This is a genomic window from Nonomuraea rubra, assembly GCF_014207985.1.
GTDB lineage: Bacteria > Actinomycetota > Actinomycetes > Streptosporangiales > Streptosporangiaceae > Nonomuraea > Nonomuraea rubra.
The window spans coordinates 10,126,595-10,152,914 of record NZ_JACHMI010000001.1 but is presented as its reverse complement, the minus strand read 5'-3'; the positions used below and the strand labels follow the sequence as shown (position 1 = coordinate 10,152,914).

The following is a 26,320-nucleotide window of genomic DNA, read 5'->3' as shown; positions in this document are numbered from 1 at the left end:
ACGCTACTCCGCTACGCCGGGCGATGGCGCAGTGCCACCTTGTCCACCTTGCCGTTGGCGTTGGTCGGCAGAGCGTCCACCACGACGATCCGCCTGGGCACCTTGTAGCCGGACATGTTGGCGCGCGCCCACGCCGCCAGCTCCGCGGGATCGGCCGCCATCCCCGGCCGGGGCACGACGTAGGCCACCCCCGACTCGCCGGAGACCGGGTCGGGCACGCCCACGACGGCGGCCTGCGCCAGCGAGCCCTCCCGCAGCAGCAGCGACTCGACCTCGGCCGGGGAGACGTTGAACCCGTTGACGATGTACAGGTCCTTCTTGCGGTCCACGATGGCCAGGTTGCCCGCCTCGTCCAGCACGCCGACGTCGCCGGTGTGCAGCCAGCCGTCCCCGTCGATCACCTCGGCCGTGCGCGCCGGCTCGCCCCAGTAACCGCGCATCACACCGTAGCCGCGCTGCAGGATCTCGCCGCGCTCGCCGGCCGCGACCTGCTTGCCGTCGTCGTCCACCACCTTCACCTCGATGCCGGGCACGGGCCTGCCGGTGGTGTTCGCGATCACGTCGATGGGGTCGCCCGCCCTCGTCATGGAGACGACCGTGCCCTCCATGAGCCCGTACGCGTTGATCATCCGTTCCAGGCCGACCTGCTCGACCAGCCGCGTGATCAGGCCGGCCGGTACGGCGGCGGCCCCGCAGATGGCCACCCGCAGCGACGACACGTCCCAGGCTCCGCGGTCGAGCTCGTCCAGCAGCCGGTGGAACAGCGTGGGCGGCCCGGCCAGCACCGTGACCCGCTCCTCGGAGATCAGCGACATCAGCGCGTCCGGGGTGAAGACCGCGAGCGGGATCATCGTGGCCCGGCGCAGGACGCAGGCGACGAGCCCGGCGTTGAGCCCGAACCCGTGGCTGAACGGCGCGATCACCGGATACCGGTCGTGCTCGTCCAGCGTGACGATCTCCGACCAGTCCCAGTAGCCGCGCAGCACCTGGGAGTGGTCGATCATCACGCCCTTGGGCGTGCCGGTGGTGCCGGAGGTGGACATGATCTCGCACAGGTCGCCGGGCCGTACGGCCAGTGCCCGCTCCTCGGCCTCCCGTACGGGCACCTCCGCGGCGGCGGGCACCTCGGGGACGACGTGCCGCAGCCCGGGCAGCGGCGGCAGCAACCCGGCCAGGGAGTCCTGCGCGATCAGCACCCCCGCGCCCGTCTTCTCGATGAGCTGGGCGGCCTCGATGCCCTTGTAGCGGGGCGACAGCGGCACGATCGCCGCTCCCGCGTCCCAGATCCCGAACGCGTGGGTCACCCAGCGGGCCGAGTTCGCCCCCCAGATCGCCACCCGGTCACCCGGCCGCACGCCGAGCGCGACGAGGCCGCGGGCGACCCCGGACGCCGCCTCCCGCAGCTCCGCCAGCGTCAGCCGCGGGCCCGCGGGATCGGCGGCCACGAGCTGATCGGGATGCCGTTCGGCCTGGTCACGCAGCATGCGGGGGAGCGTCCCCCAGTCCGGCATCGATCCCATCGGCTGCCCCTTGTCAGGTGATGAGCGCTCTGTCCCTTCCGAGGTGGTGGCCGCGCAGGTCGTTCACGGTGCCGGGCGTCGGCGTCTCGGAGACCTCCTGGACGATCTCCACGGCGACCGACACGGGGGTCAGCGCCCGCACGGCCTGCTCGATCCGCCCCTTCCACATGGGGTTGCCGACCAGGCTCCGCCTGGCGAACGTGACCTTGAGCACCGCCGTGTCCAGCGTCCCCTGCCGGCTGATCGCCAGCTCCCACCCCGCCACGCCGTCGATCCGCGACAGCGCCTTCTCGATCCGCGGCAGCGCCAGCCACACGCCCCTGACCAGCACGTGCTCGCCCACCGTGTGGGCGGGCGCGGGGATCTCCCCCGCCTCCGCGATCCTGGCGACCAGCCCGGTCCTGAGCACGGCGTCGCCGAGCGACGAGTGCGCGGACGGCGTGACGACCAGCTCGGCCGGCCCGTCAGCCGTCGCGGGCACGTCCTTGTCCAGCGCCGCCAGCCCGAGCAGCCCGTCCGCGAGCGGCCTGAGCGGCTGCTCCTCGGCCTCGCGCCAGGCCAGCGCGCCACCGCCGAACGGGCTGGCCAGCACCTCCGTGACCGTGGCCCCGAACTCGCCCGCCAGGTGGGCGAGCGTGCGCTTGGATGCGATCTCGCCGGTCAGCACGATGGTCCTGAGCCCGAGGTCCAGCGGGTCCAGCAGGAACTCAAGATGCAGGCGGGCCAGCAGGTCCATCGCGCCCGTCGGGGTCGCGACCAGCGTGGTGGCCTTCAGCGTGCTCAGCGCGTGGTGCAGGCGCATCCGGCCGCGCGGGCCCACGCAGGCCGCCGCCCGCGCCACGTCCGCCGCCGCCGTCGCCCACAGCGCGCCGGCCGGTTCCGCGAGGGCCACCACGACGCGGTCGTGCTCGCCGACCCCCGACTCCCGCAGCGCCGCCGTCGTCAGCCGCGCCGCGGCCGTACGGTCCTCGGGGGACAGCGGGAAGACGCTGGACACGTCGGGGGAGACCAGCAGCAGCCCGGTGGCCGAGCCCGCGGCGGCCCCGAGGTCGTCCCGGGTCAGCCAGCGCGCCATCAACGCATCACGTCCTTCATGAACAGGGAGATCGACTCGCACACCCGCTCGTGCGCCAGGCCGCCCACCTGCGCCTGGATGATCAGGTCCGTCGCGCCCGCCTCGGTGATCCTGGCCAGGGCCTTGCGCGAGCCCTCCACGTCGTCCACGACGACCATCAGGTGCTCGCGGAGCGTGGCCATGGCCTCGTCGGGCGGCAGCCCGGCGGCGAGCTGCCCGAGCACGCGGTGGGTGGCGTGGCGGGCGTCGTAGTAGTCGGGCGGGGTGACGAGGTTGACCTGGCGGCGGATGTACCACAGGACCGGGTCGGCGGCGGTGGCGTTGGCCTCGTCGCGGGTGGGGGCGACGTACCAGGGGATCATGAGCGCGACGCGCCGGGTGGCGGGGTCGTGGCCGTGCTCGGCCAAACATTCCCGATATTTCGCGATGTCGGCGGCGACGTCGTCGATGCCCTTGAGCATGGTCATGCCGAGCAGGTTGTACCCGTGCCTGGCGGCGGCCAGATAGCCCTCCAGGGAGGTCGAGGCCACCCAGACCGGCGGGTGCGGCCGCTGGGCCGGGCGCGGGTAAACGGCCACGTCGGGGATCTCGAAGAACTCGTTCGACCGGCTGACCGGCTCGCCGTCGGCCTGCCAGATGGCCAGCGTGGCCTCCAGCGAGTCCTCCCAGATCTGCCGCGACTTCTCGAACGGCCGCTGGAACGCCTGGTACTCCAGCGGCGACGCACCACGTCCCGTGCCGAACTCGACCCGGCCGCCGCTCAGGACGTCGAGCGTGGCGACGCGCTCCGCCGTACGGATCGGGGACTGGAACGGCAGCAGCACCACCCCGAGCCCCAGGCGGATGCGCTCGGTGCGCTGCGAGATGGCGGCCAGGACCAGGTCGGGGGCGGAGGAGTGGGAGAAACCCCTGGTGAAGTGGTGCTCCACGAACCAGGCGGCCTCGCAGCCCAGCCGGTCGCCCAGGACGACCTGGTCGATCACGTTCTGGAACGCCTGCTGCTCGACCTCGCGGGTGCGACCGCGGACCTCCAGCTCATACCCCAGGCTGATCCGTAGGGACGACGTCATCGCGCCTCCGGCGAAGTAGGAACCAAGCGCTCGCTTGGTAGAGCGTATCAGCGGCAAAGACTTGCGGGAAGGGCGCGGCGGCGATCAGAGTGGATGCCTGTGAAGCGAAAGCACGCGTTGCGGCGGCCGAAGGCCGGCACGTCTCCGGACCAAGGCGGCGAACTCTCGCTCACCAGCGCCCGCCGGTACGAGGCGTTCGGCCGGGTGATGGCCGCGCTGGCCTCCGAGGCCGACTTCATCGAGTCGTGCCGGGACCTGACGTGGTGGCGCGGGGCCGACCACAGCTGGCACGTCGAGTGGCGTGACGGGCCGTACGCGTCGGAGGTGGCCTCCCTCCTGGCCGAGCAGGTCCGCGACCCCGACTACGACGGCCCCCTCGTCGCCCAGGCCGGTCCGGGCGACGGCGCCTCGGCGGTGCTCGACGTGATGGGCGTCCGCTTCGAACTGCGCGCGATCGACCCGATCGGCCGGGCCACCCTCCACGCCCGCCCGGGCTTCTGGCGCCTCGCCGAAGCCCTCGACACCACCCGCCGCACCAACACCCGCCACCCCTGGGAAGAACTCCTCGGCGGCTGACCCCCCTGCGCCTTACGTCGGCGCCGCCCGCGCCGGGCGTGGCCGCCAAGGGGCCCCCGGCCGAAGTGTGGTCGGTGTGGGGTGGGCCTCAGGCCGTTCCGAGGATGTGGGTGGCGAGCCGGGCGCGATGGGCCTGGGGTGGGCCGAAGAGTTGTGCGTCCGAGGTGGCGCGTTTGAAGTACCGGTGCGCGGGATGCTCCCAGGTGATCCCGATCCCCCCGTGCACCTGGATGTTCTCCCCGGCCACCACCAGATAGGCCTCCGTGCAGTACGCCCCCGCGACCGCCGCCGCCACCTCGTCCTCCGCCGCCGCCGAGGCTGCGGACCTGGCCGACTCCACGAGCAGCAGCAGATCCGCCAGCTTGTGCTTGATCGCCTGGAACGCCCCGATCGGCCGCCCGAACTGGTGCCGCCGCTTGGCGTGCTCCACCGCCATGTCCAGGCACCGCTGCGCCCCGCCCACCTGCTCGGCCGCCAGGGCCGCGATCCCGAGGTCCCGCACCCGGGCCCACCCGGCCCCGTCGCCCAGCCGCCGCACCGGGACGCCGTCGAAGTCGAGCCGCTGCAGCGGCCGGCTCTCGTCCATCGTCACGTACGCCGCCCGCCGCGAGGGCACGGCCTCCACCAGCGCCCCGCCGGCGTAGGCCAGCACCAGCTCCCCCTCCAGCGCGTACGGCACCACTCCCGTGAGCCGTTCCCCGTCGAGGCGCAGCTCCCCGTCACCCGGCAGCACCACGGTCGCGCTCACCCCGCCCGCCAGTGCCTCCAGCAGCTCGTCCGCCCCGCAGGACGTGGCCGCCTCGACCGCCATGACCGCCGACTGGAGGAAGGGATGGGGTGACAGGGCCCGCCCCAGCTCCTCCGCCACGGCAGCCATCTCGGCCGCCCCGCATCCCGCGCCGCCGTGCTTCCCGGGCACGAGCAGCCCGGCGATCCCCACGTCCCGCGCGAACTCCCGCCACGAGGCTCCGGGACGCCCGGCCAGATAGTCACGGACGGCGGCGCGGAGCTCATCGGCGAGTGCGGGTGCGAATGCCACGCCACTGATCATAACCAAGCGATTGCTTGTTTTAGTATGGACATGACCGAAATTTGCCTTTTTTGTACGGTCACATAATCTGGGTGTGGTCATCCCCAGACGATTCACGGGGAGGGGTTGACCAGGGAAATGGACATGAACAACACCACCATCGACTACGCCGACTTCGCCGAATACGACCGGCGTCAGCGCGCCATCGAACGCCATTTGGTCACGGCCTTCCTGGGAGGATTGGCCGTCGGCCTGACCGGCATGCTCATTTCCGCCAGCGGCCTCGCCTGGCTCGGCCAGGTCTACGACCCGTACGCCTATCTCGCCCTCGCGCTGACCGTCGGCGCCACCGCGTCCGGGTTCGGCTGGGCGCTGGTGACGACGTTCCTGGCGGCGGTGTCCACGCTGGTCTCCGCCCTGGGGGCGAGCGCGCTGACCGGCGACGACGCCTTCGACGTGATCGGCGGCAGCCCCACCGGGCTCAACTGGACGCTCGCCCTGCTCGTGGGCCTGGGCCTGCTGGCGTACGTCACCCGCAGGCAGGACGGCTGGGGCGACGTGGCGGCGGGCGCGGTCGGCGCGGCGCTGATCGCCGACGTGGTGGACCGGGCGACGCCCGGGTTCATCGACAGCGAGCAGTCGTTCTGGCCCGGGCCTGCGATGGTGGTCGGCCTGGCGTCCGTGGCCCTGGTGCTGGCGCTGCGCAGGAGCACGCGCGGGCGGCTGCGCGCGCTGGCGATGTCGGCGGTCTTCGCCGGACTGTTCACGGTCTGCCTGGGCGCCTTCGTCGCGGGCTGGATCCCCCTCGCCGTCTGAGGTCGCGCGCCGGATCCCGCTCGCCGTCCGTGTCCCAGCCGAAGCCCCGTCCGAGCCCGCCAGGATAAGCCCGAGCGCGGCGCTCCTCCGACTCGATAGCCTGTAGTCCTTCGCATCCAGGTTCGAGCAAGGAGTAGCCGTGTTGCTGCGCATGTCGTCGTTGTTTCTTCGCACCCTGCGGGACGACCCGGCAGACGCGGAAGTGCCGAGCCACAAGCTCCTCGTCCGCGCCGGCTACGTCCGCCGCGTCGCGCCCGGAATCTACTCCTGGCTGCCCCTCGGCAAAATGGTCCTGGAGAACGTCGCAAAGATCGTCCGCGCGGAAATGAACCGCATGGGCGGCCAGGAAGTGCTCTTCCCCGCCCTGCTGCCCCGCGAATACTACGAGGCGACTGGCCGCTGGACCGAATACGGCGACACCCTCTTCCGGCTGCAGGACCGCAAGGGCGCCGACTACCTCCTCGGCCCCACGCACGAGGAGCTCTTCACCGACATGGTCAAGGGCGAATACTCCTCCTACAAGGACTATCCGGTCACCCTTTACCAAATCCAGACCAAATACCGCGACGAGGCGCGGCCCAGGGCCGGCATCCTGCGGGGCCGCGAATTCCTGATGAAGGACTCCTACTCCTTCGACCTCGACGACGACGGCCTCAAGCGCTCCTACGAGCAGCACCGCGAGACCTACATCAGGACCTTCGACCGCCTCGGCATCAAGTACAAGATCGTGTTCGCGACGTCGGGCGCGATGGGCGGCTCCGCGTCGGAGGAGTTCCTGGCGCCCACGCCCACCGGCGAGGACACGTTCGTGGCCTGCCACTCCTGCGGATACGCGGCCAACGCCGAGGCCGTCGTCACGCCCGCCCCCGCCGCGCGTCCGACCGGCGACCTGCCCGCGCTGCAGGTGCTGGACACCCCCGACACCCCGACCATCGAGTCCCTGGTGTCGTACGTCAACGAGCACCACGGCCTGTCCGTCACCGCCGCCGACACGCTCAAGAACGTCGTCGTCAAGGTGACCACGCCCGGCTCCGACAAGGTCGAGACGCTGATCGTCGGCGTGCCCGGCGACCGCGAGGTCGACTTCAAGCGCCTGGAGGCGTCGCTGGCGCCCGGCGAGCCCGCCATCTTCGAGGCCGCCGACTTCGCCAAGCACCCCGGCCTGGTACGCGGCTACATCGGCCCGCAGATCCTGCGCGAGCTCGGTATCCGCTACCTCGTCGACCCCCGCGTCGTCACCGGCACGTCCTGGGTGACGGGCGCCAACGAGCCCGGCAAGCACGCCGCCAACGTGGTCGCGGGCCGCGACTTCACCCCCGACGGCACCATCGAGGCCGCCGAGGTTCGCGCCGGCGACCCCTGCCCCCGCTGCGGCGCCGAGCTGTCCATCGACCGGGGCATCGAGATCGGCCACATCTTCCAGCTCGGCCGCAAGTACGCCGACGCCGCCGGCCTCGACGCGCTCGGCCCCGACGGCAAGCCCATCCGCATCACCATGGGCTCCTACGGCATCGGCGTGTCCCGCGCGGTCGCCGTCATCGCCGAGCAGGCCCACGACCAGCTGGGCCTGGTGTGGCCGCGCGAGGTCGCGCCCGCCGACGTGCACATCGTCGGCACCGGCAAGGAGAACCAGGTGGAGGCAGCCCTGGAGCTGGGCGCCGAGCTGGAGTCCCGCGGCCTGCGGGTCCTGGTGGACGACCGGGCGCAGGTCTCGCCCGGTGTGAAGTTCAAGGACGCCGAGCTGCTCGGCCTGCCCACGATCGTGGTCGTCGGGCGCGGGCTGTCGCAGGGCGTCGTGGAGCTGCGCGACCGCGTCTCCGGCGAGAAGTCGGAGATCCCGCTCGCCGAGGCCGCCGACCGCATCATGGCCGCCGTCGAAGCCTGACCCCCAAGCCCTCCCTTCGCGGGAGTGCTCCCCAGGCCGGCCCCTGCCCATGCGGCGGGGCCGGCCTGGCATGGGCCGGGCGGGATCGGCTTGGGTATGGGCCGGACGGGCGTCGCCCGCCCGCTGAGGCGCGGCTCGGCGTCGGCCGCCCGCTGAGGCGCGGTGGACGTCAGCCGCCTGCCTGGCCGGCCGAGGGCGAGGGCGGCGGGGACGCCGCAGCGGCGGGCATCCCGGGGAACGCCGACGGCGGATCGGGCCGGAACGTGTACGACCGCCTCACAGCCTCCTGCATGGCCCGCGCCGCATGCTCCCGCAGCTTCGCGTCCCTCGCCGACACCAGCTCCAGGTAGGCCGCCGCCACCCCGTTCTCCAGCTGCACCGCCAGCTTGACGGCGAGCGTGGCGTTGGAGGGGAAGAACGGCAGCGCGTACGACGCGTCAGGCTCGGCCGGCCGACCGCCCCGCGCCGTGATGAGGGCGCGGAGCTGATCGCGATGCGCCCGGTGCGACTCGAACGCCTCGCTCATCCGCCGCCGCACCGTCCCCGACGTGCGCGCCGCCAGCAGCCCGTACGCGAACAGCGCCGCATGCTCGGCGGCCAGCGCCTTGCGCAGCTTCTCGATGTCGTCGGCGGAACTCACATGCACCTCACAAGCACCTCAGAGGGCCCCGAAGCGGCGGAACCGGCCTCGCGGGGGCGCCTCACAGCGACCTCGGAAGGGCGATGGCGTGGGCGGCCTCGCACGCGCCGATGCTGGCGATGAGCTGAGCCACCCCGGGCGAGACCCCGTCGAGCTGGCGCGGACGCTCCGCGGCGGCCTCCCGCTCGAGCTCCCGCAACCGGGACAGCGACACCTTGCCCGCGGACGGACCGGCCGACGGCGCCGCGGACCCGGTGGACGGGCCGGCCGACGGCGCCGCAGACCCGCCCGACGGCGCCGCGGAGCCGGCGGGCACGTGCTTGCGCAGCTCGTTCAGATGCGCCTGGTGGCGGTCGCGGAACGGCGCCAGCTTCTCGCCCCCGCCGGCGACCATCGACGAGTAGAGCGCGACCGTCCGTTCCTTCTCCGCGATGAGCTTCTTCAGCAGGACGGTCTCGGGCGAGTCGGAAGGGGGCGCGGCGGGCGGCTGCGGCGGCCCGGACGCGCTGCAGGCGGTCAGCGCGGCCGTCGCACTCGCCAGCAGGGCACCCCCGCCCGCCAGCAGGGCCCGGCGGGAGAGCTGACGCGCGCGCACGGACTCGAACCTCCAGGTGTCACCGGCCTCGTTGGGGCCTCGGTAGCATCGTACGGCCAGTGCCCGCGATCGCCGTCCGGCGACGCTCCGCCATTCGACCGTGACGAGTGGCGCTCTTTCCGTGCCCTCATACGGATAGGGTGTCAACTGTCGTCGCTGGCTGAGCGGCCAGACGGCGGGAGAGCCAGAGGCGAGGTCCGCCCGGCTGAGACATGACAATAGGGGAGGTCGATATGGGCAGCGCATCACCCCGCGACCACCTGATGAAGCTCCTGGAGCCCGTGGTCAGCGCGGAGGGCCTCGACCTGGAGGACATCACGGTCACCCAGGCAGGCAAGAGACGGCTGCTGCGCGTGATCGTCGATCGTGACGGCGGCGTGAGCCTCGACGACGTGGCCGACGTGAGCCAGGCCGTCTCCACGGCACTGGACGACGACGACGCGATGGGCCAGGCCGCGTACACGCTGGAGGTGTCCTCGCCGGGCGTCGATCGCCCGCTCACCGAGCCGCGCCACTGGCGCCGTGCGGCCAAGCGGCTGGTGAAGGCGGAGCTGAAGGACGGATCCGTGGTGGAGGGCCGCGTCACGGCCGCCGACGAGAACGGCGTCGACCTCGACGTCTCCGGCGCGCCGCGCAGGCTTGGTTACGAGGACCTGACCCGCGGAAGGGTTCAGGTGGAATTCCGCCGCATCGACGACGTCGACGGCGACGAAGGCTAAGGGGGAGCCGTCGTGGACATCGACATGAGCGTCCTGCGCAGCCTGGAGCGGGAGAAGGACATCTCCTTCGACCTGGTCGTCAAGGCGATCGAGGACGCGCTGCTGATCGCGTACTTCCGCACCGACGGCGCGGCCTCCAAGGCGCGGGCGGAGCTCGACCGCGGCAGCGGCCACGTGACGATCTGGGCGGCCGAGCTGGACGAGGAGGGCGAGGTCGTCAGGGAGTTCGACGACACGCCCAGCAACTTCAGCAGGATCGCCGCGACCACCGCCAAGCAGGTCATCCTGCAGCAGCTGCGCGACGCCGAGGACGAGATCAACTTCGGTGAGTTCGCCAGCCGCGAGGGCGAGCTGGTCTCCGGCGTGATCCAGCAGGGCAAGGACCCGCGCGTGGTGCTGGTCGACCTGGGCAAGATCGAGGCCGTGCTGCCGCACGCCGAGCAGGTGCCCGGCGAGGAGTACGTGCACGGTGAGCGCATCCGCGCCTACGTGGTGCAGGTGAAGAAGGGTCACAAGGGCCCCTCCGTCACCTTGTCGCGCACGCATCCCGGGCTGGTCAAGAAGCTCTTCGCGCTGGAGGTGCCGGAGATCGCCGACGGCACCGTGGAGATCGCGGCGGTGGCGCGCGAGGCGGGTCACCGCACGAAGATCGCCGTCAGGTCGCGCAAGCCGGGCGTGAACGCCAAGGGCGCGTGCATCGGGCCGATGGGCTCGCGGGTCCGCAACGTGATGACCGAGCTGCACGGCGAGAAGATCGACATCATCGACTGGTCGGAGGAGCCGGGCGAGTTCGTGGGGAATGCCCTGTCGCCCGCACGCGTTTCCAACGTCGAGGTTCTCGATCTCGAGGGTCGGGTCGCGCGGGTGACCGTGCCTGACTACCAGCTTTCGCTGGCCATCGGCAAAGAGGGACAGAACGCCCGGCTTGCCGCGAGGCTCACGGGATGGCGGATCGACATCCGGCCTGACACCCAAGCCGAGGACGCCGCCGGTTCCGTAGATGCGTCAACACGGTAAGCTGGAATATGGTGGCCAAGCGGTCCCACAGCGCACCTGTGTGGGCTGCAGGGCTCGCGAGGCTAAGTCCGAGCTGCTCCGTCTGGTGCAGGTCGAGGGCCAGGTGGTCCCTGACCTGCGAGGACGGCTCCCGGGGCGAGGTGCATCGCTGCATCCGTCCCTGAGCTGTCTGGAGCTTGCCGAGCGGCGCCGAGCGTTCCCGCGCGCGTTCCGCGTGCCGGGGCCGCTTGACAGCTCGCCCGTGCGAGCGCACCTGGAGGGAGACCAAGAAATGTCATGTAGGACGCCGAGTTGATGGGCGGAGTCAGATTGCTATGAGCGCCTGATGAGCACGCGGCGATGAAGACGTCAAGGTAGCGACGGTCCGGACGGCACAGCCAGCCTCCCGGGCCGAGTAAGGGAGTGCAGTGGCGAAGGTCCGGGTATACGAGCTCGCTAAGGAGTTCGGCGTAGAGAGCAAGGTCGTCATGGCCAAGCTCCAAGAGATGGGGGAGTTCGTCCGTTCGGCGTCCTCGACCATCGAAGCGCCGGTGGTCCGCAGGCTCACCGAAGCGCTGGGGGCATCCAAGGGTGGCCCCTCGAGGGGCGGCGGTCAGCCGTCCAACAAGCCGCAGGCACCAAGGCCTGCGCCCCGGCCGGCCGAAGGCCAGGCCGGTAACGGCGCCGGGCAGGCGCCTGTTCCAGCTCCGCCGCGACCGGGTCCGGGCCCCAAGCCTGGTCCGCGTCCCGGCCCGCAGGCCGGTCCGCAGGGCGGCGGTCAGCCGCGCCCGCCGGTTCCGATGCCGCACCAGCAGCCGCAGCAGCAGCCCGAGGCCGCGCGCGGTGAGACCTCTGGTGCCCCGCAGGCGCGTTTCGAGAGCGGTGCGCCCGCGCGTCCGACCCCGGGGCCGCGTCCCGGCCCGCAGGGCGGTGGCCCGCGTCCGGGTCCGGGTCCCAAGCCCGGTCCGCGTCCCGGCGGCCCCGGTGAGCGCGGCGGCGAGCGCGGTGGTGACCGTGCGGGCGACCGCGGCGGTGACCGTGGTTCCGCGCAGGCGCCGCGTCCCGGCGCGCCGGGTGGCGGCGGTCCGCGTCCCGGTCCCGGCCCGAGGCCGGGTCCCCGTGGCCCGCGTCCGGGCAACAACCCGTTCTCTTCCAACGCCAGCGGCATGGGCCAGTCCCGGCCGCCGCGTCCGGGTGGCAACCGCGAGGGCGGTGGCGGCCCCGGCCAGCGCGAGCGTCGTGACGGTCCGCCGCGCGACGGCGCGATGCCGCGTCCGCCGCAGGGCCGCGGTGGCGACAGGCCCACGCCTGGTCCGCGTCCCGGCCCGCCGCCCGGCGGACCGCGTCCGGGTCCCGGCGCAGGTGGCGGTGCGGGCGGTCCCCGTCCGGGTGGCCCGCGTCCCAACCCGATGATGATGCCGCAGGGTCGTCCTGCCGGCCCCGGCGGCGGTGGCCGTCCGGGTGGCGGTGGCGGCGGCGGTCGTCCCGGCGGTGGCGGCGGTGGCCGTCCCGGTGGTGGCGGCGGCGGTCGTCCCGGTGGTGGCGGCGGCGGGTTCGCCGGTCGTCCCGGCGGCGGTGGCGGTCCCGGCGGCCAGCGCACCGGCACCGGTGGTCCCGGTGGCGGCGGCGGTGGCTTCGGCGGCCGTCCCGGTGGCGGCGGTCGTGGCCGCGGCGGCGGCACCGCGGGAGCCTTCGGGCGTCCCGGCGGCCGTCCCGCGCGTGGCCGCAAGTCGAAGCGTCAGAGGCGCCAGGAGTTCGACAACATGTCGGCGCCGGCGATCGGCGGTGTGCAGGTCGCTCGCGGCAACGGCGCGACGATCCGCCTGCCGCGCGGCGCTTCGCTGTCCGACTTCGCCGACCGCATCGGCGCGAACCCCGCCTCGCTCGTGCAGATCATGCTGCACCTGGGCGAGATGGTGACCGCGACGCAGTCGGTCAACGAGGAGACGCTGCAGCTCCTGGGTGCCGAGCTCGACTACGACATCCAGGTCGTCAGCCCGGAGGAGGAGGACCGCGAGCTTCTCGAGGCCTTCGACATCGAGTTCGGCGAGGACGAGGGCGACGAGGCCGACCTGGCCGCGCGCCCGCCGGTCGTGACCGTCATGGGTCACGTCGACCACGGTAAGACCAAGCTGCTCGACGCCATCCGCAAGACCAACGTGGTGGCGCGCGAGGCGGGTGGCATCACCCAGCACATCGGCGCTTACCAGGTCGCCGCCACGCACGAGGGCGAAGACCGGAAGATCACCTTCATCGACACCCCGGGTCACGAGGCGTTCACCGCCATGCGTGCCCGAGGCGCCAAGTCCACCGACATCGCGGTGCTGGTGGTCGCGGCCGACGACGGTGTGAAGCCGCAGACGATCGAGGCCCTCAACCACGCCCAGGCGGCCGAGGTCCCGGTCGTGGTCGCGGTCAACAAGGTCGACAAGGAGGGCGCCGACCCGAACAAGGTCCGTGCCCAGCTCACCGAGTACGGCCTGGTGGCCGAGGAGTACGGCGGCTCGACCCTCTTCGTCGACATCTCGGCGAAGAACGGCACGGGCATCGACAACCTCCTCGAGGCCATCCTGCTGACCGCGGACGCCGAGCTCGACCTGCGCGCCAACCCGACGATGGACGCCCAGGGCATCGCGATCGAGGCGCACCTCGACCGTGGCCGCGGCCCCGTCGCGACCGTCCTGGTCCAGCGCGGCACGCTGCGCGTCGGCGACTCGATCGTGTGTGGCGAGGCCTTCGGCCGCGTCCGCGCGATGCTCGACGACAACGGCGAGCCGGTCGAGGAGGCCACGCCGTCGCGTCCGGTCCTGGTGATGGGTCTGACCGCGGTGCCGAGCGCCGGTGACAACTTCATCGTCGTCACCGACGACCGGATGGCCCGGCAGATCGCCCAGCAGCGCGCGGCGCGCAAGCGCAGCGCCGACATGGCGAAGTCGAGCCGTCGCCGCACCCTCGAGGAGCTGTTCAGCGACCTCGAGAAGGGCCGCGTCGACGAGCTCAAGCTCATCATCAAGGGTGACGTGTCCGGTTCGGTGGAGGCCCTGGAAGACGCCCTGCTCAAGATCGACGTCGGCGACGAGGTCAGGCTCCGTGTCCTGCACCGCGCGGTCGGCGCGATCACCGAGTACGACGTCAACCTGGCCGTCGCCGACGACAACGCGGTCATCATCGGCTTCAACGTCCGGCCTGAGCCCCGGGCGCGCGACCTGGCCGAGCGCGAGGGCGTCGACATCCGCTACTACTCGGTCATCTACCAGGCGATCGAGGAGATCGAAGCGGCGCTCAAGGGCATGCTCAAGCCCGAGTTCGAAGAGGTCCAGATGGGCACCGCCGAAGTCCGCGAGGTCTTCAAGGTGCCGAAGATCGGCAACGTCGCCGGTTCGCTGGTCCGCTCCGGCGTGATCGTCCGCAACAGCAAGGCCAGGCTCATCCGCGACGGCGTCGTCATCGCGGACAACCTGACCGTCTCGTCCCTGCGTCGCTTCAAGGATGACGCGACCGAGGTCCGCGAGGGCTTCGAGTGCGGTATCGGTGTCGGCTACAACGACATCCGGATCGACGACGTGATCGAGACGTTCGAGATGCGGGAGAAGCCGCGCGTGTGACGCGCGGCCGGGCGCCCGGCGGGACATCCGCCGGGCGCCTCTCGCACGCCCTGGCCTGGTTCCCACCGCAGCAGGCCGGGCGTGCTCACTCACCCAGCCAAGCGGTGGTTGCCAACGATGTATGTGGGTGCTCTGACCCTGGACATCCTGCTCGGCGACGTCAGATCGCTGAAGCAGAAGCGCTCTGTCGTACGGCCGCTGATCGCCGAGCTGCAGCGCCGTTATCCCAGCATCGCGGTGGCTGAGACCGGCCATCTCGATCTGCATCGCAGAGCGGAGGTCGGTGTGGCGGTGGTCTCCGCCTCCGCGGGTAACTGCAAGGAGGTGCTGGACGCCTGCGAGCGCATGGTGGCCTTCCGCCCCGAGATCGAGCTGCTGTCGGCCCGGCATCAGCTCTACAACGACGAAGATTGAACAACCGCACGGCCGAGCCGGTCGTGGATGAGGGGGGCAAACATGGTGGATGCCGCACGAGCGCGCAAGCTCGCCGACCGCATCCAGCAGATCGTCGCCGAGATGCTGGAGCGCCGGATCAAGGATCCGCGTCTGGGCTTCGTCACCGTGACCGACACGCGTGTCACCGCTGATCTGCGCGACGCGACGGTGTTCTACACGGTGTTCGGCTCCGAAGCCGAGCGGGCCGACAGCGCCGCCGCCCTCGAAAGCGCCAAGGGGATCATCCGCTCCGAGGTGGGCCGCCAGACCGGGGTGCGGTTCGCCCCGACGCTGACGTTCAAGCACGACCCGCTGCCTGACAACGCGCGCCACCTGGACGACCTGATCAACGCCGCCAGGGCGCGCGACGCCGAGGTGGCGCGGCGGGCCGAGACCGCCTCCTACGCCGGCGAGGCCGACCCCTACCGCAAGCCCGACGAGGAGGAGGACTCCGAGGTCGTCAGGGACGATCAGGCGTGACGCCCGACGTACGCGACAGGACCGACCGCCCGGCCAGCCTGGGGCGGCGGCCTGCGGACGGCTGCCCGATCCCCGAGGCCTCGTGGGATCGGGCGTTGCGGCTGATCGGCCGGCACGACGAGGTCGCGCTGGCCTGTCACGTGAACCCCGACGGCGACGCGCTCGGGTCGATGCTGGCCGTGGCGTTCGTGCTGCGCTCGATGGGCAAGCGCGTGGTGGCCTCGTTCGGCGACAGGCACTTCGCGGTGCCGCGGCTGCTGGGGTTCCTGCCCGGGCAGGAGATGCTGGTGCCGCCGGAGGAGTATCCGGCCGCGCCCGAGCTGATGATCGTGTTCGACTGCTCGACGTTCGAGCGGGTGGGGCTGCTGGGCGCCAACGCCGCCTCGGCGCGCGAGGTCATCGTGGTGGATCACCACCCGTCGAACACGGGGTTCGGCACGCTCGACCTGATCGACGCCAACGCGGCGGCCACGGCCATGCTGGCCGAGCAGCTCGTCTACCGGCTCGGCGGGCGGCTCGACCGCGACATCGCCATCTGCCTGTACGCGGGGCTGGTGACCGACACCGGGTCGTTCCGCTACTCCTCGACCACGCCCGCCGTGCACCAGATGGCGGCCCGGCTCGTGGCGACCGGGCTGCGTACCGACGAGATCGCCCGCGAGCTGTGGGACCGCTCGCCGTTCGGCTACCTCAAGGTGCTGGCGCACGCGCTGGAGCGGGTGACGCTGGAGGGCGGGCTGGTGTGGACGTACGTGTCGCGGGTCGACCGGGCCGCGTACGGGCTGCCGTACTCCGAGCTCGAAGGCATCATCGACATCGTCCGCCGCGCCGACGAGGCCGAGGTGGCGGTCGTGCTCAAGGAGGACGACCACGGCGACTGGCAGGTCTCGACCAGGTCCAAGGGCACCGTGGACGTGGCGGCCGTGTGCGCGGCCCTCGGCGGCGGCGGCCATCACAACGCCGCGGGCTACACCTCGTACGAGACCGTGGAGGAGACCATGGCCAAGTTCCGGCGCGAGCTGCGGAGGGTTTCCTAGATGGCCGAGAGCGGTCTGATCATCGTCGACAAGCCCGGCGAGTGGACCTCCCACGACGTGGTGGCCAAGATGCGGCGCATCGCGGGCACCCGCCGGGTGGGCCACGCGGGCACGCTCGACCCGATGGCGACGGGCGTGCTGGTGGTCGGCGTGGAGAAGGCGACCAGGCTGCTGGGGCACCTGATGTTGACCGAGAAGGTGTACGAGACCACGATCCGGCTCGGCGTGAGCACCAACACCGACGACGCCGAGGGCGAGGTCGTCGCCACCGCCCCGGCGGCCGGCGTCACGGAGGCCGAGATCCACAAGGGCGTCGAGGCGCTGACCGGCGAGATCATGCAGGTCCCGCCGCAGGTCAGCGCGATCAAGGTGAACGGCGAGCGGGCCTACAAGAAGGCCCGCGCGGGCGAGGAGGTCGCGCTGGTGGCCAGGCCGGTCACGGTGCGGCGGTTCGACGTGCTCGGCATCAGGGCCGACGGCGACGTCGTGGACGTGGACGCGGTCGTGACCTGCTCCAGCGGCACCTACATCCGGTCGCTGGCCCGTGACCTGGGCGCCGCGCTCGGCGTGGGCGGGCACCTGACCAGCCTGCGGCGCACCCGGGTGGGGCCGTACGACCTGTCGCTGGCCAGGAGCATCGACCAGCTCGCCGAGGAGTGCGTGATCCTGCCGATCGGGCAGGCCGTCGCCGCCGCGTTCCCGCGCAGGGACGTCACGGCCGAGGAGGCCCGCGTCATCGGGCACGGCGGGCGGCTGCCGTCGGCGGGGCTCGGCAAGGGGCCGATCGGCGTGTTCGGGCCTGAGGGCGAGCTGCTGGCGCTGGTGGAGGAGCAGGGCCGGGTGGCCAAGCCTCTCGCGGTGTTCGTGGGTTAGGCGGGCTTCCTGGCCACGATGATGTCGCGGACGATGGCCTGGTCCACCCAGTGCTCGAAGTCGGGGTAGTCCATGACCTGGAGGCCGGCGTCCGTGAGGATCCTGGCCAGCTCCTCGCTCTTGCCGCCGTAGGTGTTCCAGGCGATGCCCATGGCGCCGCCGGGGCGCAGCAGCTCGGCCCAGCCGGGCACGGCCCTGGCCAGCAGCTCCAGGGGGCTGCGCGACAGGCCGGCGCCGCCCTTGCTGCCGTGCTGGACGCCGTAGGGCGCGTCGGTGGCCAGGACGTCGAACGAGCGCGGCTTGAAGAACTCGCGGCTCTTGAGCGTGTCGGCGTTCACCACGGCCAGGTGCTGCACGTCCCCGGCCTTGACGGCCTCCTTCGACAGGCCGAACGTGACGTTGAGCCGCCGCCCGACCAGCGCCCGCTCGCGGCGCACCGGCACGGTCTCGGCCGTGTGCTTGAGGCGCTTGTTGCGCAGCCAGGTCTTGATGAAGCCGGTGTAGGCCTCGAAGTCCTTGCCGTCCACGTCCATGCCGTAGGCGTCGTAGCCGTACATGAGGGCCTGGTTGAGGGTGGTGCCGCGGCCGCACATCGGGTCGAACACCTGCAGCCCGTCGCCCAGCCCCTTGTCGCCCGCCAGCGCGGTGACGTTGAGCAGCAGCTTGGTGAAGTGCTCGTTGGTCTTGCCCGCGTACTTCTGGATCGTGATCAGATCGCTGCTCAGCCGGTCGCGCGAGTGCATGCCGAGGGGTCTGAGCAGGTCGCCTTCGAGGCCGAACACCGCGTATACGGATGACAGGTTCGACAGCAGGTGGATGTCGGGCTCGCTCAGCGGGCGCGCCGTCTCGAACGTCACGTACGGCACGCCGCCGATACGTGTCTCCTCGCTGCCCAGGACCTCCCCGTCGAGGGCCCGCGCGCTGAAGACGGCCAGCTCGGCGCGGGTCAGCCGGACGGAGCTCTCGCCGTAGACCCGGTTGAAGGCAGGCAGGATCAGAAGCGCGTAACGAGGCATGATGCCCGATGATAGTCCCCTCGATTGGAGGGAAGGCCGCCGCGCATGGCAGGCTTGTACGGGTTGATCCGGGACTAGCCAATGACGAGCGAATGACGAGCGAATGGGGCCTGGCGTGCAGGGTTCTGAGAGGTCTGTCGTCACCATCGGCGTGTACGACGGGGTCCACCGCGGGCACCAGCGGGTGGTCGAGCGCGCCGTGGCCGTCGCCCGTGAGCGGGGGCTGCGCAGCGTGGCCGTGACGTTCGAGCCGCATCCCGACGAGGTGGTGCGGCCGGGGTCGCATCCGTACCGGCTGGGCAGCGCGCGGCGCAGGAGCGAGCTGCTGGCGGGGCTCGGGGTGGACGAGGTCGACGTGGTGGAGTTCACGCTGGGGCTGTCGCGTACGACGCCGGAGGAGTTCGCGCACGGGGTGCTGGCCGAGCGGCTGAGGGCGGCGGTCGTGGTGGTGGGGGAGAACTTCGCGTTCGGGCAGGGCGCCAAGGGTGACGTGGAGACTTTGCGGACGCTGGGCGATATGTACGACTTCGAGGTGGAGGCCGTGCCCCTGCTCGACGGCGTCTCCTCGACCCTGATCCGGGAGCTGCTGGCCGAGGGCGACGCGGCGCGGGCCAGGGAGCTGCTCGGCCGTCCGCACCGGGTGGAGGGCGTGGTCGTGCGCGGCTACCAGCGCGGCCGCCAGCTCGGCTTCCCCACCGCGAACGTCGAGACGCCGCAGTACACCGCGATCCCTGCGGACGGCGTCTACGCGGGCTGGATGGAGTGCGTGCCGGTGGCGAACCTGCCCGCCGTGTACGCGGGGGAGCGGTGGCCGGCCGCGATCTCGGTCGGCACGAACCCGACGTTCGAGGGGGTGCCGCGGACGGTGGAGGCGTACGCGCTGGATCGGGATGATCTGGAGCTGTACGGGGTGCACGTGGCGGTGGAGTTCGCCGCGCGGCTGCGCGGCAACACGCGCTTCGACTCGATCGAGGCGCTGATCGACCAGATCCACGCCGACGTCGACGCGACCCGCCGCCTTACCGGCTGAGGCCTAGGCAGGCTCTCGATACCGAAGGCCGTCGATCAGGCGTGACAGCCACGCCAGCGTGTCCTCCAGGTCGGCCGGCCCTCCGGACTGGGCCAGCCACAGGGCCGCCTCGTTCATCGCGCCCGACAGCAGCCGGGCCAGGGGTTCCACCGGCCGCAACGGGATCGTGGCAGTGGACTGGACCTCCCGCAGCGCCTCCGACAGGTGGGCGGCCGAGGTGGCCTCGTCGATGGCCCGCCACTCGTCCCAGCCCAGCACCGCGGGGCCGTCGATCAGCATGATGCGCTGCACCTCGGGGTCGGCGCTCGCCTTCACGAACGCCGCGCAGCCGGCCTGCAGCCGGTGCCACGGCGTCTCCACAGCCTCCTCCGCCGCCGCGACCACCCGGGCTGCGACCTCCTGCTGAACCTGCTCCAGGACTGCGCGGAACAGGGCGGTCTTGCCATCGAAGTGGTGGTAGAGCGCCCCCTTGGTCACCCCCGCCTCGCGCACGATCTCCGCCAGGCCCACCCCCGCGTAACCCCTGGACGCGAACAACCGCCTGCTCGTCGCCACGAGCGTCTGCCTGGTGCGTTCCTTCTGCTCGGCCCTGTTCAACCCCGCGCCCCCTTTGACATACCGATGGTAGGCGAACTAGCCTACCTTTGCATACCAACGGTATGTGAAAGGACGAGTCCATGCGCCTGAGCAGCTTCTATCCGGTGATCTGCACCGCCAAGGTCGCCGAATCCAGGGACTTCTACGTGCGCCTGTTCGGCTTCGAGGCGACGTTCGAGGCCGACTGGTACGTGAGCCTGCGCCGCGGCCCCCACGAGCTGGCCCTGCTCGACCACACCCACCCCACCCTGCCCGCCGCCTACCGCAGACCGGTCACGGGTCTGCTGCTCAACGTCGAGGTGGACGATGTGGACGCCGAATGGGGCAGACTGGTGGAAGGCGAGGGGCTGGTCCCCGAGCTGGCCCTGCGCGACGAGGACTTCGGGCAGCGCCACTTCATCGTCGCCGACCCCAACGGCGTGCTGGTGGACGTCATCACGCCCATCGCGCCGTCCGGCGAGTTCGCGAGCGCCTACGTGTCCGCGTGAGTCCGCGCATTGGACATGGGGTGGTAACCTTGCATGTCGGCTCTGTAGCGGCGGCGCTGCGCGCTGCCCATGACGGCCTTCACGCGGCGACTGTAGGCACGCACGGTCGTTCGCGCTCCCATTTCCATTCGCGCGTGTCCGTAGATCGAAGGAGAGCCGTGTCCCTCGACACCGCTGCCAAGAAGACCATCATCAGCGAGTACGCGACGGCCGAAGGCGACACCGGGTCGCCCGAGGTGCAGATCGCGCTGCTCAGCAAGCGCATCAGCGAGCTGACCGAGCACCTGAAGACGCACAAGCACGACCACCACAGCCGTCGTGGTCTGCTGCTGCTCGTCGGGCGCCGGCGCCGCCTGCTGAAGTACCTGCAGAAGGTCGACATCCAGCGCTACCGTTCGCTCATCGAGCGGCTCGGCCTGCGCCGATAGCATGAAAGGGAGCGGCGTCCGCGCCGCTCCCTTCTCATATGGGGTAGGACCCCATACGGTCGGACGCGTGGCGGCGTGAAACGCCCCCGCGCCTGACGTAAAACTGAATATCCGAGACACACAGCCCCCGCGTCCGCTCAGCACCATGCGACCCGCGACGCCTGCGGGCCGGTCCTCGGTAGTGGCTTCCGGTAAGAACGCATTCGACCGGGCGCTTCGATCGAAGACCGGCGCTGCACCTAACGAGGGTGCCGGTGAGAAAAGGGCGCGGGAGACCGACCACAAGGAGGTCCCCCGTGGAGGGTGTCCACACTGCTGAAGCCGTCATAGACAACGGCTCATTCGGCACGCGCACGATCCGGTTCGAGACCGGTCGGCTCGCGCGCCAGGCGGCGGGTTCCGCCGTCGCCTATCTCGACAACGACACGATGGTGCTCTCGGCCACCACGGCCTCGAAGACGCCGAAGGACCAGTTCGACTTCTTCCCGCTGACGGTGGACGTCGAGGAGCGCATGTACGCCGCGGGACGCATCCCCGGCTCCTTCTTCCGGCGCGAGGGCCGTCCCTCCGAGGACGCCATCCTCACCTGCCGCCTGATCGACCGGCCGCTGCGCCCGTCGTTCGTCAAGGGCCTGCGCAACGAGATCCAGGTCGTCGCCACGGTCATGGCGCTCAACCCCGACCACCTCTACGACGTGGTCGCCATCAACGCCGCGTCGCTGTCCACCCAGCTCGCCGGGCTGCCCTTCTCCGGGCCGATCGGCGGCGTGCGGGTGGCGCTGATCGACGGCCAGTGGGTCGCCTTCCCGACGCACCCCGAGCTGGAGCGGGCCACGTTCGACATGGTCGTGGCGGGCCGCGTGCTCGGCGACGGCGATGTCGCGATCATGATGGTCGAGGCCGAGTCCACCAAGGACACGCTGAAGCTGGTCGCCGAGGGGGCCGTCGCGCCGACCGAGGAGACGGTGGCGCAGGGCCTGGAGGCCGCCAAGCCGTTCATCAAGGTGCTGTGCGAGGCGCAGTCGCGCATCGCGCGGGTCGCGGCGAAGGAGACGGCCGAGTACCCGGTCTTCCTGGAGTACCAGGACGACGTCTACGCCGCCGTCGAGGCCGCGATCAAGACCGAGCTGGCCGGCGCGCTGACCATCGCCGGCAAGCAGGAGCGCGAGAGCGAGCTGGAGAAGGTCAAGGCGCTGGCCGCCGAGAAGCTCCTGCCCGAGTTCGAGGGGCGCGAGAAGGAGATCGGCGCCGCGTTCCGCTCGGTCATGAAGAAGCTCATGCGCGAGCGGGTCATCAACGAGGGCATCCGCATCGACGGCCGCGGCACCAAGGACATCCGCGCCCTGTCGGCCGAGGTGCACGTGGTGCCCCGGGTGCACGGCTCGGCGCTGTTCGAGCGCGGCGAGACCCAGATCATGGGCATCACGACGCTGAACATGCTGCGCATGGAGCAGGTCATCGACACGCTCAACCCCGAGCGGACCAAGCGCTACATGCACAACTACAACTTCCCGCCCTACTCCACCGGTGAGACCGGCCGCGTGGGCTCGCCCAAGCGCCGCGAGATCGGTCACGGCGCGCTGGCCGAGCGGGCGCTGATCCCCGTGCTGCCCACGCGCGAGGAGTTCCCGTACGCGATCCGGCAGGTCTCCGAGGCCCTCGGCTCCAACGGCTCCACCTCGATGGGCTCGGTCTGCGCCTCCACGATGGCGCTGCTCGACGCCGGTGTGCCGCTCAAGGAGATGGTCGCGGGCATCGCGATGGGCCTGATCGGCGAGGGCGACACGTACGTCACCCTGACCGACATCCTCGGCGCCGAGGACGCCATGGGCGACATGGACTTCAAGGTCGCCGGCACCAAGGACGTCATCACCGCCCTGCAGCTCGACACCAAGCTCGACGGCATCCCCGCCAGCGTGCTGGCCGGCGCGCTCAAGCAGGCCAAGGGCGCCCGCCTGGCGATCCTCGACGTGATGCAGGAGGCCATCGACTCCCCGGCGGAGATGAACCCGACGGCGCCGCGCATCATCACGATCAAGGTCCCGGTCGACAAGATCGGCGAGGTCATCGGCCCGAAGGGCAAGATGATCAACCAGATCCAGGACGACACGGGCGCCGAGATCACCATCGAGGACGACGGCACGATCTACATCGGCGCCACCGACGGGCCCTCCGCCGAGGCCGCCCGCTCGGCGATCAACGCCATCGCCAACCCGCACATGCCGGAGGTCGGCGAGCGTTACCTGGGCACGGTCGTCAAGATCGCGGCCTTCGGCGCGTTCATCTCGCTCATGCCCGGCAAGGACGGCCTGCTGCACGTCTCCCAGATCCGCAAGCTGCACGGCGGCAAGCGCATCGAGAACGTCGAGGACGTCATGAGCGTCGGCGAGAAGATCCAGGTCGAGATCGCCGAGATCGACGGCCGCGGCAAGCTCTCGCTGGTGCCCGTCGAGGTCATCGAGAAGGAGGCCGCCGAGAAGGCCGCCGCCGGGGACGCGGCTCCGGCCGAGGCTCCCGAGCAGCCCGAGTCCGCGGCCCCCGCGGGCGAGGACAAGGCCGACCGGCCCCGCCGTACCCGTACCCGCGTGCGCACCCGCGGCTCCTCCGAGGGAGACGACCGGAACTCGTGACGACGACCACGCTGCACCCCGGCAAGGACGGAGCCGGGGTGGTAAGGCGCACCGTCCTCCCGGGTGGGCTGCGCGTGGTGACCGAGACCATGCCGACCGTGCGGAGCGTCGCGGTCGGCATGTGGGTCGGCATCGGCTCGCGTGACGAGGCCCCCGAGCACATGGGGGCCACCCATTTCCTCGAACACCTGCTGTTCAAGGGCACGCCCACGCGGGACGCGATGGAGATCTCCGCCTCCATCGAGGGCATCGGCGGTGAGATCAACGCCTTCACCGCCAAGGAGTACACCTGCTACTACGCGCGGGTCCTCGACGAGGACCTGCCGGTCGCGGTCGGCGTGCTCGCCGACGTCGTGACCAGCTCGCTGGTGACCGAGGACGACGTCGAGTCCGAGCGGGGCGTGATCCTCGAAGAGATCGCCATGCACGACGACGACCCGTCCGACGTGGTGCACGAGCAGTTCGCGGCCGCGCTCTACGGCGACTCGCCGATCGGCCGGCCCATCCTGGGGACGGTCGAATCGATCAACGCCCTCGGCCGGGAGCGGATCGCCGAGTACTACCACCGCTACTACCGGCCCCGCACCACGGTCGTGTCCGTCGCGGGCAACGTCCGGCACGAGGAGGTCGTCGAGCTGGTGACCAGGGCGTACGAGCGGGCGGGCGCGCTGGGCGGCCCCGCCGAGTTCGCGCCCCCGCGCACCAGCGGCCCCGGCGCCGACGCACGCTCCGGCGTCGCGGTGCTCGACCGGCCCACCGAGCAGGCCAACCTGGTGCTCGGCACGACCGGTCTGGCCCGTACGGACGATCGCAGGTTCGCGCTCGGCGTGCTCAACGCGGCGCTGGGCGGCGGCATGTCGTCCAGGCTCTTCCAGGAGATCAGGGAGAAGCGCGGCCTGGCGTACTCCGCCTACAGCTACACCTCGGCCTACGCCGACACCGGGCAGTTCGGCATCTACGTGGGCTGCCTGCCGTCGAAGATCGACGACGTGCTCAAGATCTGCCGGGACGAGGTGTCCAGGGTGGTGGCAGAAGGGCTGAGCGCCGACGAGATCATGCGGGGCAAGGGCCAGATGCGGGGCGGGCTCGTGCTCGGCCTGGAGGACACCGGCTCGCGCATGTCCCGCATCGGCAAGAACGAGCTGGTCTACGACGAGCTCATGTCGGTGGACGAGGTGCTGGCACGCATCGAGTCCGTCACGCTCGACGAGATCTCCGAGGTCGCGCGCGACGTGCTCAACCGGCCGCTCACGCTGGCCGTGATCGGGCCGTACGGCGACAAGGATTTCAGCGACGCCATCCGCTGAGTCGTGCCGCCGCCCGGGCCCGCCGGGGCGGCGGCACGATAGGCTCGGCCTGTGATCAGGGTAGGTGTGCTCGGCGCCCAGGGGCGCGTGGGCGTCGAGGTGTGCAAGGCGGTAGAGGCGGCCGGCGACATGGAGCTGGTGGCCGCGCTCGACAAGGACGACCCCATCGAGGGCCTGGAAGGCGCCGAGGTGGTGGTCGACTTCACCCATCCCGACGTGGTCATGGGCAACCTCGAATGGGCCATCGGCCACGGCATCCACCCCGTCGTGGGCACGACCGGGTTCGACGAGGGGCGCCTTGCGGCCGTACGCGGGTGGCTGGCCGGCAGTCCCGGCACCAACTGCCTGATCGCCCCCAACTTCGGGATCGCGGCCGTGCTCATGATGCACTTCGCGCAGCAGGCCGCGCGTTACTTCGAGTCCGTCGAGATCGTCGAGCTGCACCATCCCAACAAGGCCGACGCGCCGTCCGGCACCGCTCGCCGTACGGCGGAGCTGGTCTCGCAGGCCCGCGCCAAGGCGGGGCTCGGCGCCATGCCCGACGCGACCAGCACCGCGCTCGACGGCTCCCGCGGGGCCGACGTCGGCGGCGTGCACGTGCACGCGGTACGCCTGTCCGGGCTGATCGCGCACCAGGAGGTGCTGCTCGGCGGCGACGGCGAGATCCTCACGATCAGGCACGACACGATGAGCAGGTCGGCGTTCACCCCGGGCGTGTTGCTCGGCGTGCGCCGGGTGGGCGAGCTTCCTGGCCTCACGGTCGGCCTGGAGCCGCTGCTCGATCTCTGAAACCGCACACGACGTGCCCACACCCGTGGGGGCATGGGCACGTCGTGAGGAGAGGGCCCCGGCTCCGCACAGCCGGGCCTACGATCATCAACCCTAATAACGTGAGGCGGGATCCGCCCGGCACGTGAGATCGTGTCGCCATGGTGCGATGGGCCGAGAAGAGCGAGCTGCCGGCGCTGGTGGCGATCGAGCTTGCCGCCGATGGCCTGTTCGAACAGGTGGGCATCGTCTTCCCGCCGGGCACCACGCAGATCGAAGAGGTGCACGACCCCGCCGCGGTGCTGGTCGAGGGGGAGCCGCCGGCCGGGTTCGCGCTGGTCGGCCGGGTGGACGGCAACCTGCACCTGGAACAGCTCGCCGTCCGGCCGGACCGCATGCGGCAGGGGATCGGCGGGCGGCTGATGGCCGCCGTGCTCGACCACGCCGCCGCATCCGGGGCCCCCGCCGTGACGCTGACCACTTTCCGTGACGTCCCCTGGAACGCGCCGTGGTACGAGCGGCACGGGTTCTCGGTGCTGGCCGAGGAGGCGTGGGGGCCGGAGCTGCGGGCGCTCGTGCGGCAGGAGCGCGACCTGGGGATCGAGGTCGCCCCGCGCGTGGTCATGCATCGCACCCCGTGACAGGTATTCCCCCTTCGATGGGTGGGTTTGACCGGTGATGGAACCAGCGAATACTCTCATGTG

General features: G+C 71.4%; 26 protein-coding genes. 18 read left to right on the top strand and 8 right to left on the bottom strand.

The window, feature by feature from the left end:
• Positions 1-11 precede the first annotated feature (11 nt).
• From HD593_RS46190 to HD593_RS46180, 3 genes are read right to left on the bottom strand one after another with little or no spacing between them, the layout of a single operon-like run.
• Positions 12-1,520 (bottom strand): AMP-binding protein, encoded by a 1,509-nt coding sequence (locus HD593_RS46190; protein ID WP_246547082.1) that lies wholly within the window; start codon positions 1,518-1,520, stop codon positions 12-14.
• 13 nt (positions 1,521-1,533) lie between these two features.
• A complete protein-coding gene (locus HD593_RS46185) occupies positions 1,534-2,595 on the bottom strand; it encodes a phenylacetate--CoA ligase family protein (RefSeq protein ID WP_185109248.1) in 1,062 nt (353 codons plus the stop codon).
• Positions 2,595-3,665 carry an LLM class flavin-dependent oxidoreductase gene (locus HD593_RS46180; protein WP_185109247.1) on the bottom strand — a complete coding sequence of 357 codons (1,071 nt, stop codon included), beginning with the start codon at positions 3,663-3,665 and terminating at the stop codon, positions 2,595-2,597. Before HD593_RS46180 ends, HD593_RS46185 begins: the two co-directional genes overlap by 1 nt.
• Positions 3,666-3,758: 93 nt before the next feature.
• Between HD593_RS46180 and HD593_RS46175 the strand changes: the two genes are divergently transcribed.
• Positions 3,759-4,241, top strand: a complete 483-nt coding sequence (locus HD593_RS46175; protein WP_185109246.1) for a hypothetical protein — start codon at positions 3,759-3,761, stop codon at positions 4,239-4,241.
• Between the two features lie 88 nt (positions 4,242-4,329).
• Here the strand turns inward: HD593_RS46175 and HD593_RS46170 are convergent, their stop codons facing one another.
• Positions 4,330-5,280: an acyl-CoA dehydrogenase family protein gene (locus HD593_RS46170; protein WP_312904211.1), complete on the bottom strand. Its 951-nt coding sequence runs from the start codon at positions 5,278-5,280 to the stop codon at positions 4,330-4,332.
• A gap of 135 nt (positions 5,281-5,415) precedes the next feature.
• Between HD593_RS46170 and HD593_RS46165 the strand changes: the two genes are divergently transcribed.
• Together HD593_RS46165 and HD593_RS46160 are read left to right on the top strand one after the other, a co-directional pair.
• Entirely contained in the window at positions 5,416-6,087 is a 672-nt protein-coding gene (locus tag HD593_RS46165) for a hypothetical protein (RefSeq protein ID WP_185109244.1), read from the top strand.
• Positions 6,088-6,226: 139 nt separating this feature from the next.
• Positions 6,227-7,972 carry a proline--tRNA ligase gene (locus HD593_RS46160; protein ID WP_185109243.1) on the top strand — a complete coding sequence of 582 codons (1,746 nt, stop codon included), beginning with the start codon at positions 6,227-6,229 and terminating at the stop codon, positions 7,970-7,972.
• 169 nt (positions 7,973-8,141) lie between these two features.
• Here HD593_RS46160 and HD593_RS46155 read toward each other — a convergent pair whose 3' ends face one another.
• Together HD593_RS46155 and HD593_RS46150 are read right to left on the bottom strand one after the other, a co-directional pair.
• A complete protein-coding gene (locus tag HD593_RS46155) occupies positions 8,142-8,618 on the bottom strand; it encodes a ferritin-like domain-containing protein (RefSeq protein ID WP_312904209.1) in 477 nt (158 codons plus the stop codon).
• Between the two features lie 55 nt (positions 8,619-8,673).
• Positions 8,674-9,207, bottom strand: coding sequence for a hypothetical protein (locus HD593_RS46150; protein ID WP_185109242.1), 534 nt, complete (start codon positions 9,205-9,207; stop codon positions 8,674-8,676).
• 233 nt (positions 9,208-9,440) lie between these two features.
• Between HD593_RS46150 and rimP the strand changes: the two genes are divergently transcribed.
• The 8 genes from rimP to truB all read left to right on the top strand — a co-directional run bounded on the left by rimP (position 9,441) and on the right by truB (position 17,352).
• Positions 9,441-9,926, top strand: a complete 486-nt coding sequence (gene rimP / locus HD593_RS46145) for a ribosome maturation factor RimP (protein WP_185109241.1) — start codon at positions 9,441-9,443, stop codon at positions 9,924-9,926.
• A gap of 12 nt (positions 9,927-9,938) precedes the next feature.
• On the top strand, positions 9,939-10,943 hold the full coding sequence (gene nusA / locus HD593_RS46140; RefSeq protein WP_312904207.1) for a transcription termination factor NusA: 1,005 nt from the start codon (positions 9,939-9,941) through the stop codon (positions 10,941-10,943).
• Positions 10,927-11,238 (top strand): YlxR family protein, encoded by a 312-nt coding sequence (locus HD593_RS46135; protein ID WP_185109240.1) that lies wholly within the window; start codon positions 10,927-10,929, stop codon positions 11,236-11,238. The genes nusA and HD593_RS46135 overlap by 17 nt, the downstream gene beginning before the upstream one ends.
• Positions 11,239-11,350: 112 nt before the next feature.
• On the top strand, positions 11,351-14,527 hold the full coding sequence (infB, locus tag HD593_RS46130) for a translation initiation factor IF-2 (RefSeq protein WP_185109239.1): 3,177 nt from the start codon (positions 11,351-11,353) through the stop codon (positions 14,525-14,527).
• A gap of 117 nt (positions 14,528-14,644) precedes the next feature.
• Complete coding sequence (locus HD593_RS46125) at positions 14,645-14,941, top strand: DUF503 domain-containing protein (protein ID WP_185109238.1); 297 nt, start codon at positions 14,645-14,647, stop codon at positions 14,939-14,941.
• A 42-nt stretch (positions 14,942-14,983) separates the two neighbouring features.
• The gene (gene rbfA, locus HD593_RS46120) at positions 14,984-15,442 is read left to right on the top strand and encodes a 30S ribosome-binding factor RbfA (protein ID WP_185109237.1); all 459 of its coding nucleotides are present in this window, start codon (positions 14,984-14,986) and stop codon (positions 15,440-15,442) included.
• Positions 15,439-16,479, top strand: a complete 1,041-nt coding sequence (locus HD593_RS46115) for a DHH family phosphoesterase (protein WP_185109236.1) — start codon at positions 15,439-15,441, stop codon at positions 16,477-16,479. Before rbfA ends, HD593_RS46115 begins: the two co-directional genes overlap by 4 nt.
• Entirely contained in the window at positions 16,480-17,352 is an 873-nt protein-coding gene (gene truB / locus HD593_RS46110; protein WP_185109235.1) for a tRNA pseudouridine(55) synthase TruB, read from the top strand. It begins immediately after the preceding gene.
• Here truB and HD593_RS46105 read toward each other — a convergent pair.
• On the bottom strand, positions 17,349-18,368 hold the full coding sequence (locus HD593_RS46105; RefSeq protein WP_185109234.1) for a TRM11 family SAM-dependent methyltransferase: 1,020 nt from the start codon (positions 18,366-18,368) through the stop codon (positions 17,349-17,351). The genes truB and HD593_RS46105 overlap by 4 nt on opposite strands.
• 103 nt (positions 18,369-18,471) lie before the next feature.
• Here HD593_RS46105 and HD593_RS46100 point away from each other — a divergent pair, with 103 nt between their 5' ends.
• Positions 18,472-19,398: a bifunctional riboflavin kinase/FAD synthetase gene (locus tag HD593_RS46100; RefSeq protein WP_185109233.1), complete on the top strand. Its 927-nt coding sequence runs from the start codon at positions 18,472-18,474 to the stop codon at positions 19,396-19,398.
• A gap of 3 nt (positions 19,399-19,401) precedes the next feature.
• Here HD593_RS46100 and HD593_RS46095 read toward each other — a convergent pair whose 3' ends face one another.
• Entirely contained in the window at positions 19,402-19,995 is a 594-nt protein-coding gene (locus HD593_RS46095; protein WP_185109232.1) for a TetR/AcrR family transcriptional regulator, read from the bottom strand.
• Between the two features lie 80 nt (positions 19,996-20,075).
• Between HD593_RS46095 and HD593_RS46090 the strand changes: the two genes are divergently transcribed.
• From HD593_RS46090 to HD593_RS46065, 6 genes are all read left to right on the top strand, one after another.
• Entirely contained in the window at positions 20,076-20,483 is a 408-nt protein-coding gene (locus HD593_RS46090; protein ID WP_185109231.1) for a VOC family protein, read from the top strand.
• 158 nt (positions 20,484-20,641) lie between these two features.
• Positions 20,642-20,911 (top strand): 30S ribosomal protein S15, encoded by a 270-nt coding sequence (rpsO, locus tag HD593_RS46085; RefSeq protein ID WP_090945762.1) that lies wholly within the window; start codon positions 20,642-20,644, stop codon positions 20,909-20,911.
• A 296-nt stretch (positions 20,912-21,207) separates the two neighbouring features.
• Positions 21,208-23,541, top strand: a complete 2,334-nt coding sequence (locus tag HD593_RS46080; protein WP_185109230.1) for a polyribonucleotide nucleotidyltransferase — start codon at positions 21,208-21,210, stop codon at positions 23,539-23,541.
• Positions 23,538-24,848: a M16 family metallopeptidase gene (locus HD593_RS46075; RefSeq protein ID WP_185109229.1), complete on the top strand. Its 1,311-nt coding sequence runs from the start codon at positions 23,538-23,540 to the stop codon at positions 24,846-24,848. The genes HD593_RS46080 and HD593_RS46075 overlap by 4 nt, the downstream gene beginning before the upstream one ends.
• Positions 24,849-24,899: 51 nt before the next feature.
• Positions 24,900-25,637 (top strand): 4-hydroxy-tetrahydrodipicolinate reductase, encoded by a 738-nt coding sequence (gene dapB, locus HD593_RS46070; RefSeq protein WP_185109228.1) that lies wholly within the window; start codon positions 24,900-24,902, stop codon positions 25,635-25,637.
• A gap of 140 nt (positions 25,638-25,777) precedes the next feature.
• Complete coding sequence (locus HD593_RS46065; RefSeq protein ID WP_185109227.1) at positions 25,778-26,257, top strand: GNAT family N-acetyltransferase; 480 nt, start codon at positions 25,778-25,780, stop codon at positions 26,255-26,257.
• Positions 26,258-26,320: the final 63 nt, after the last annotated feature.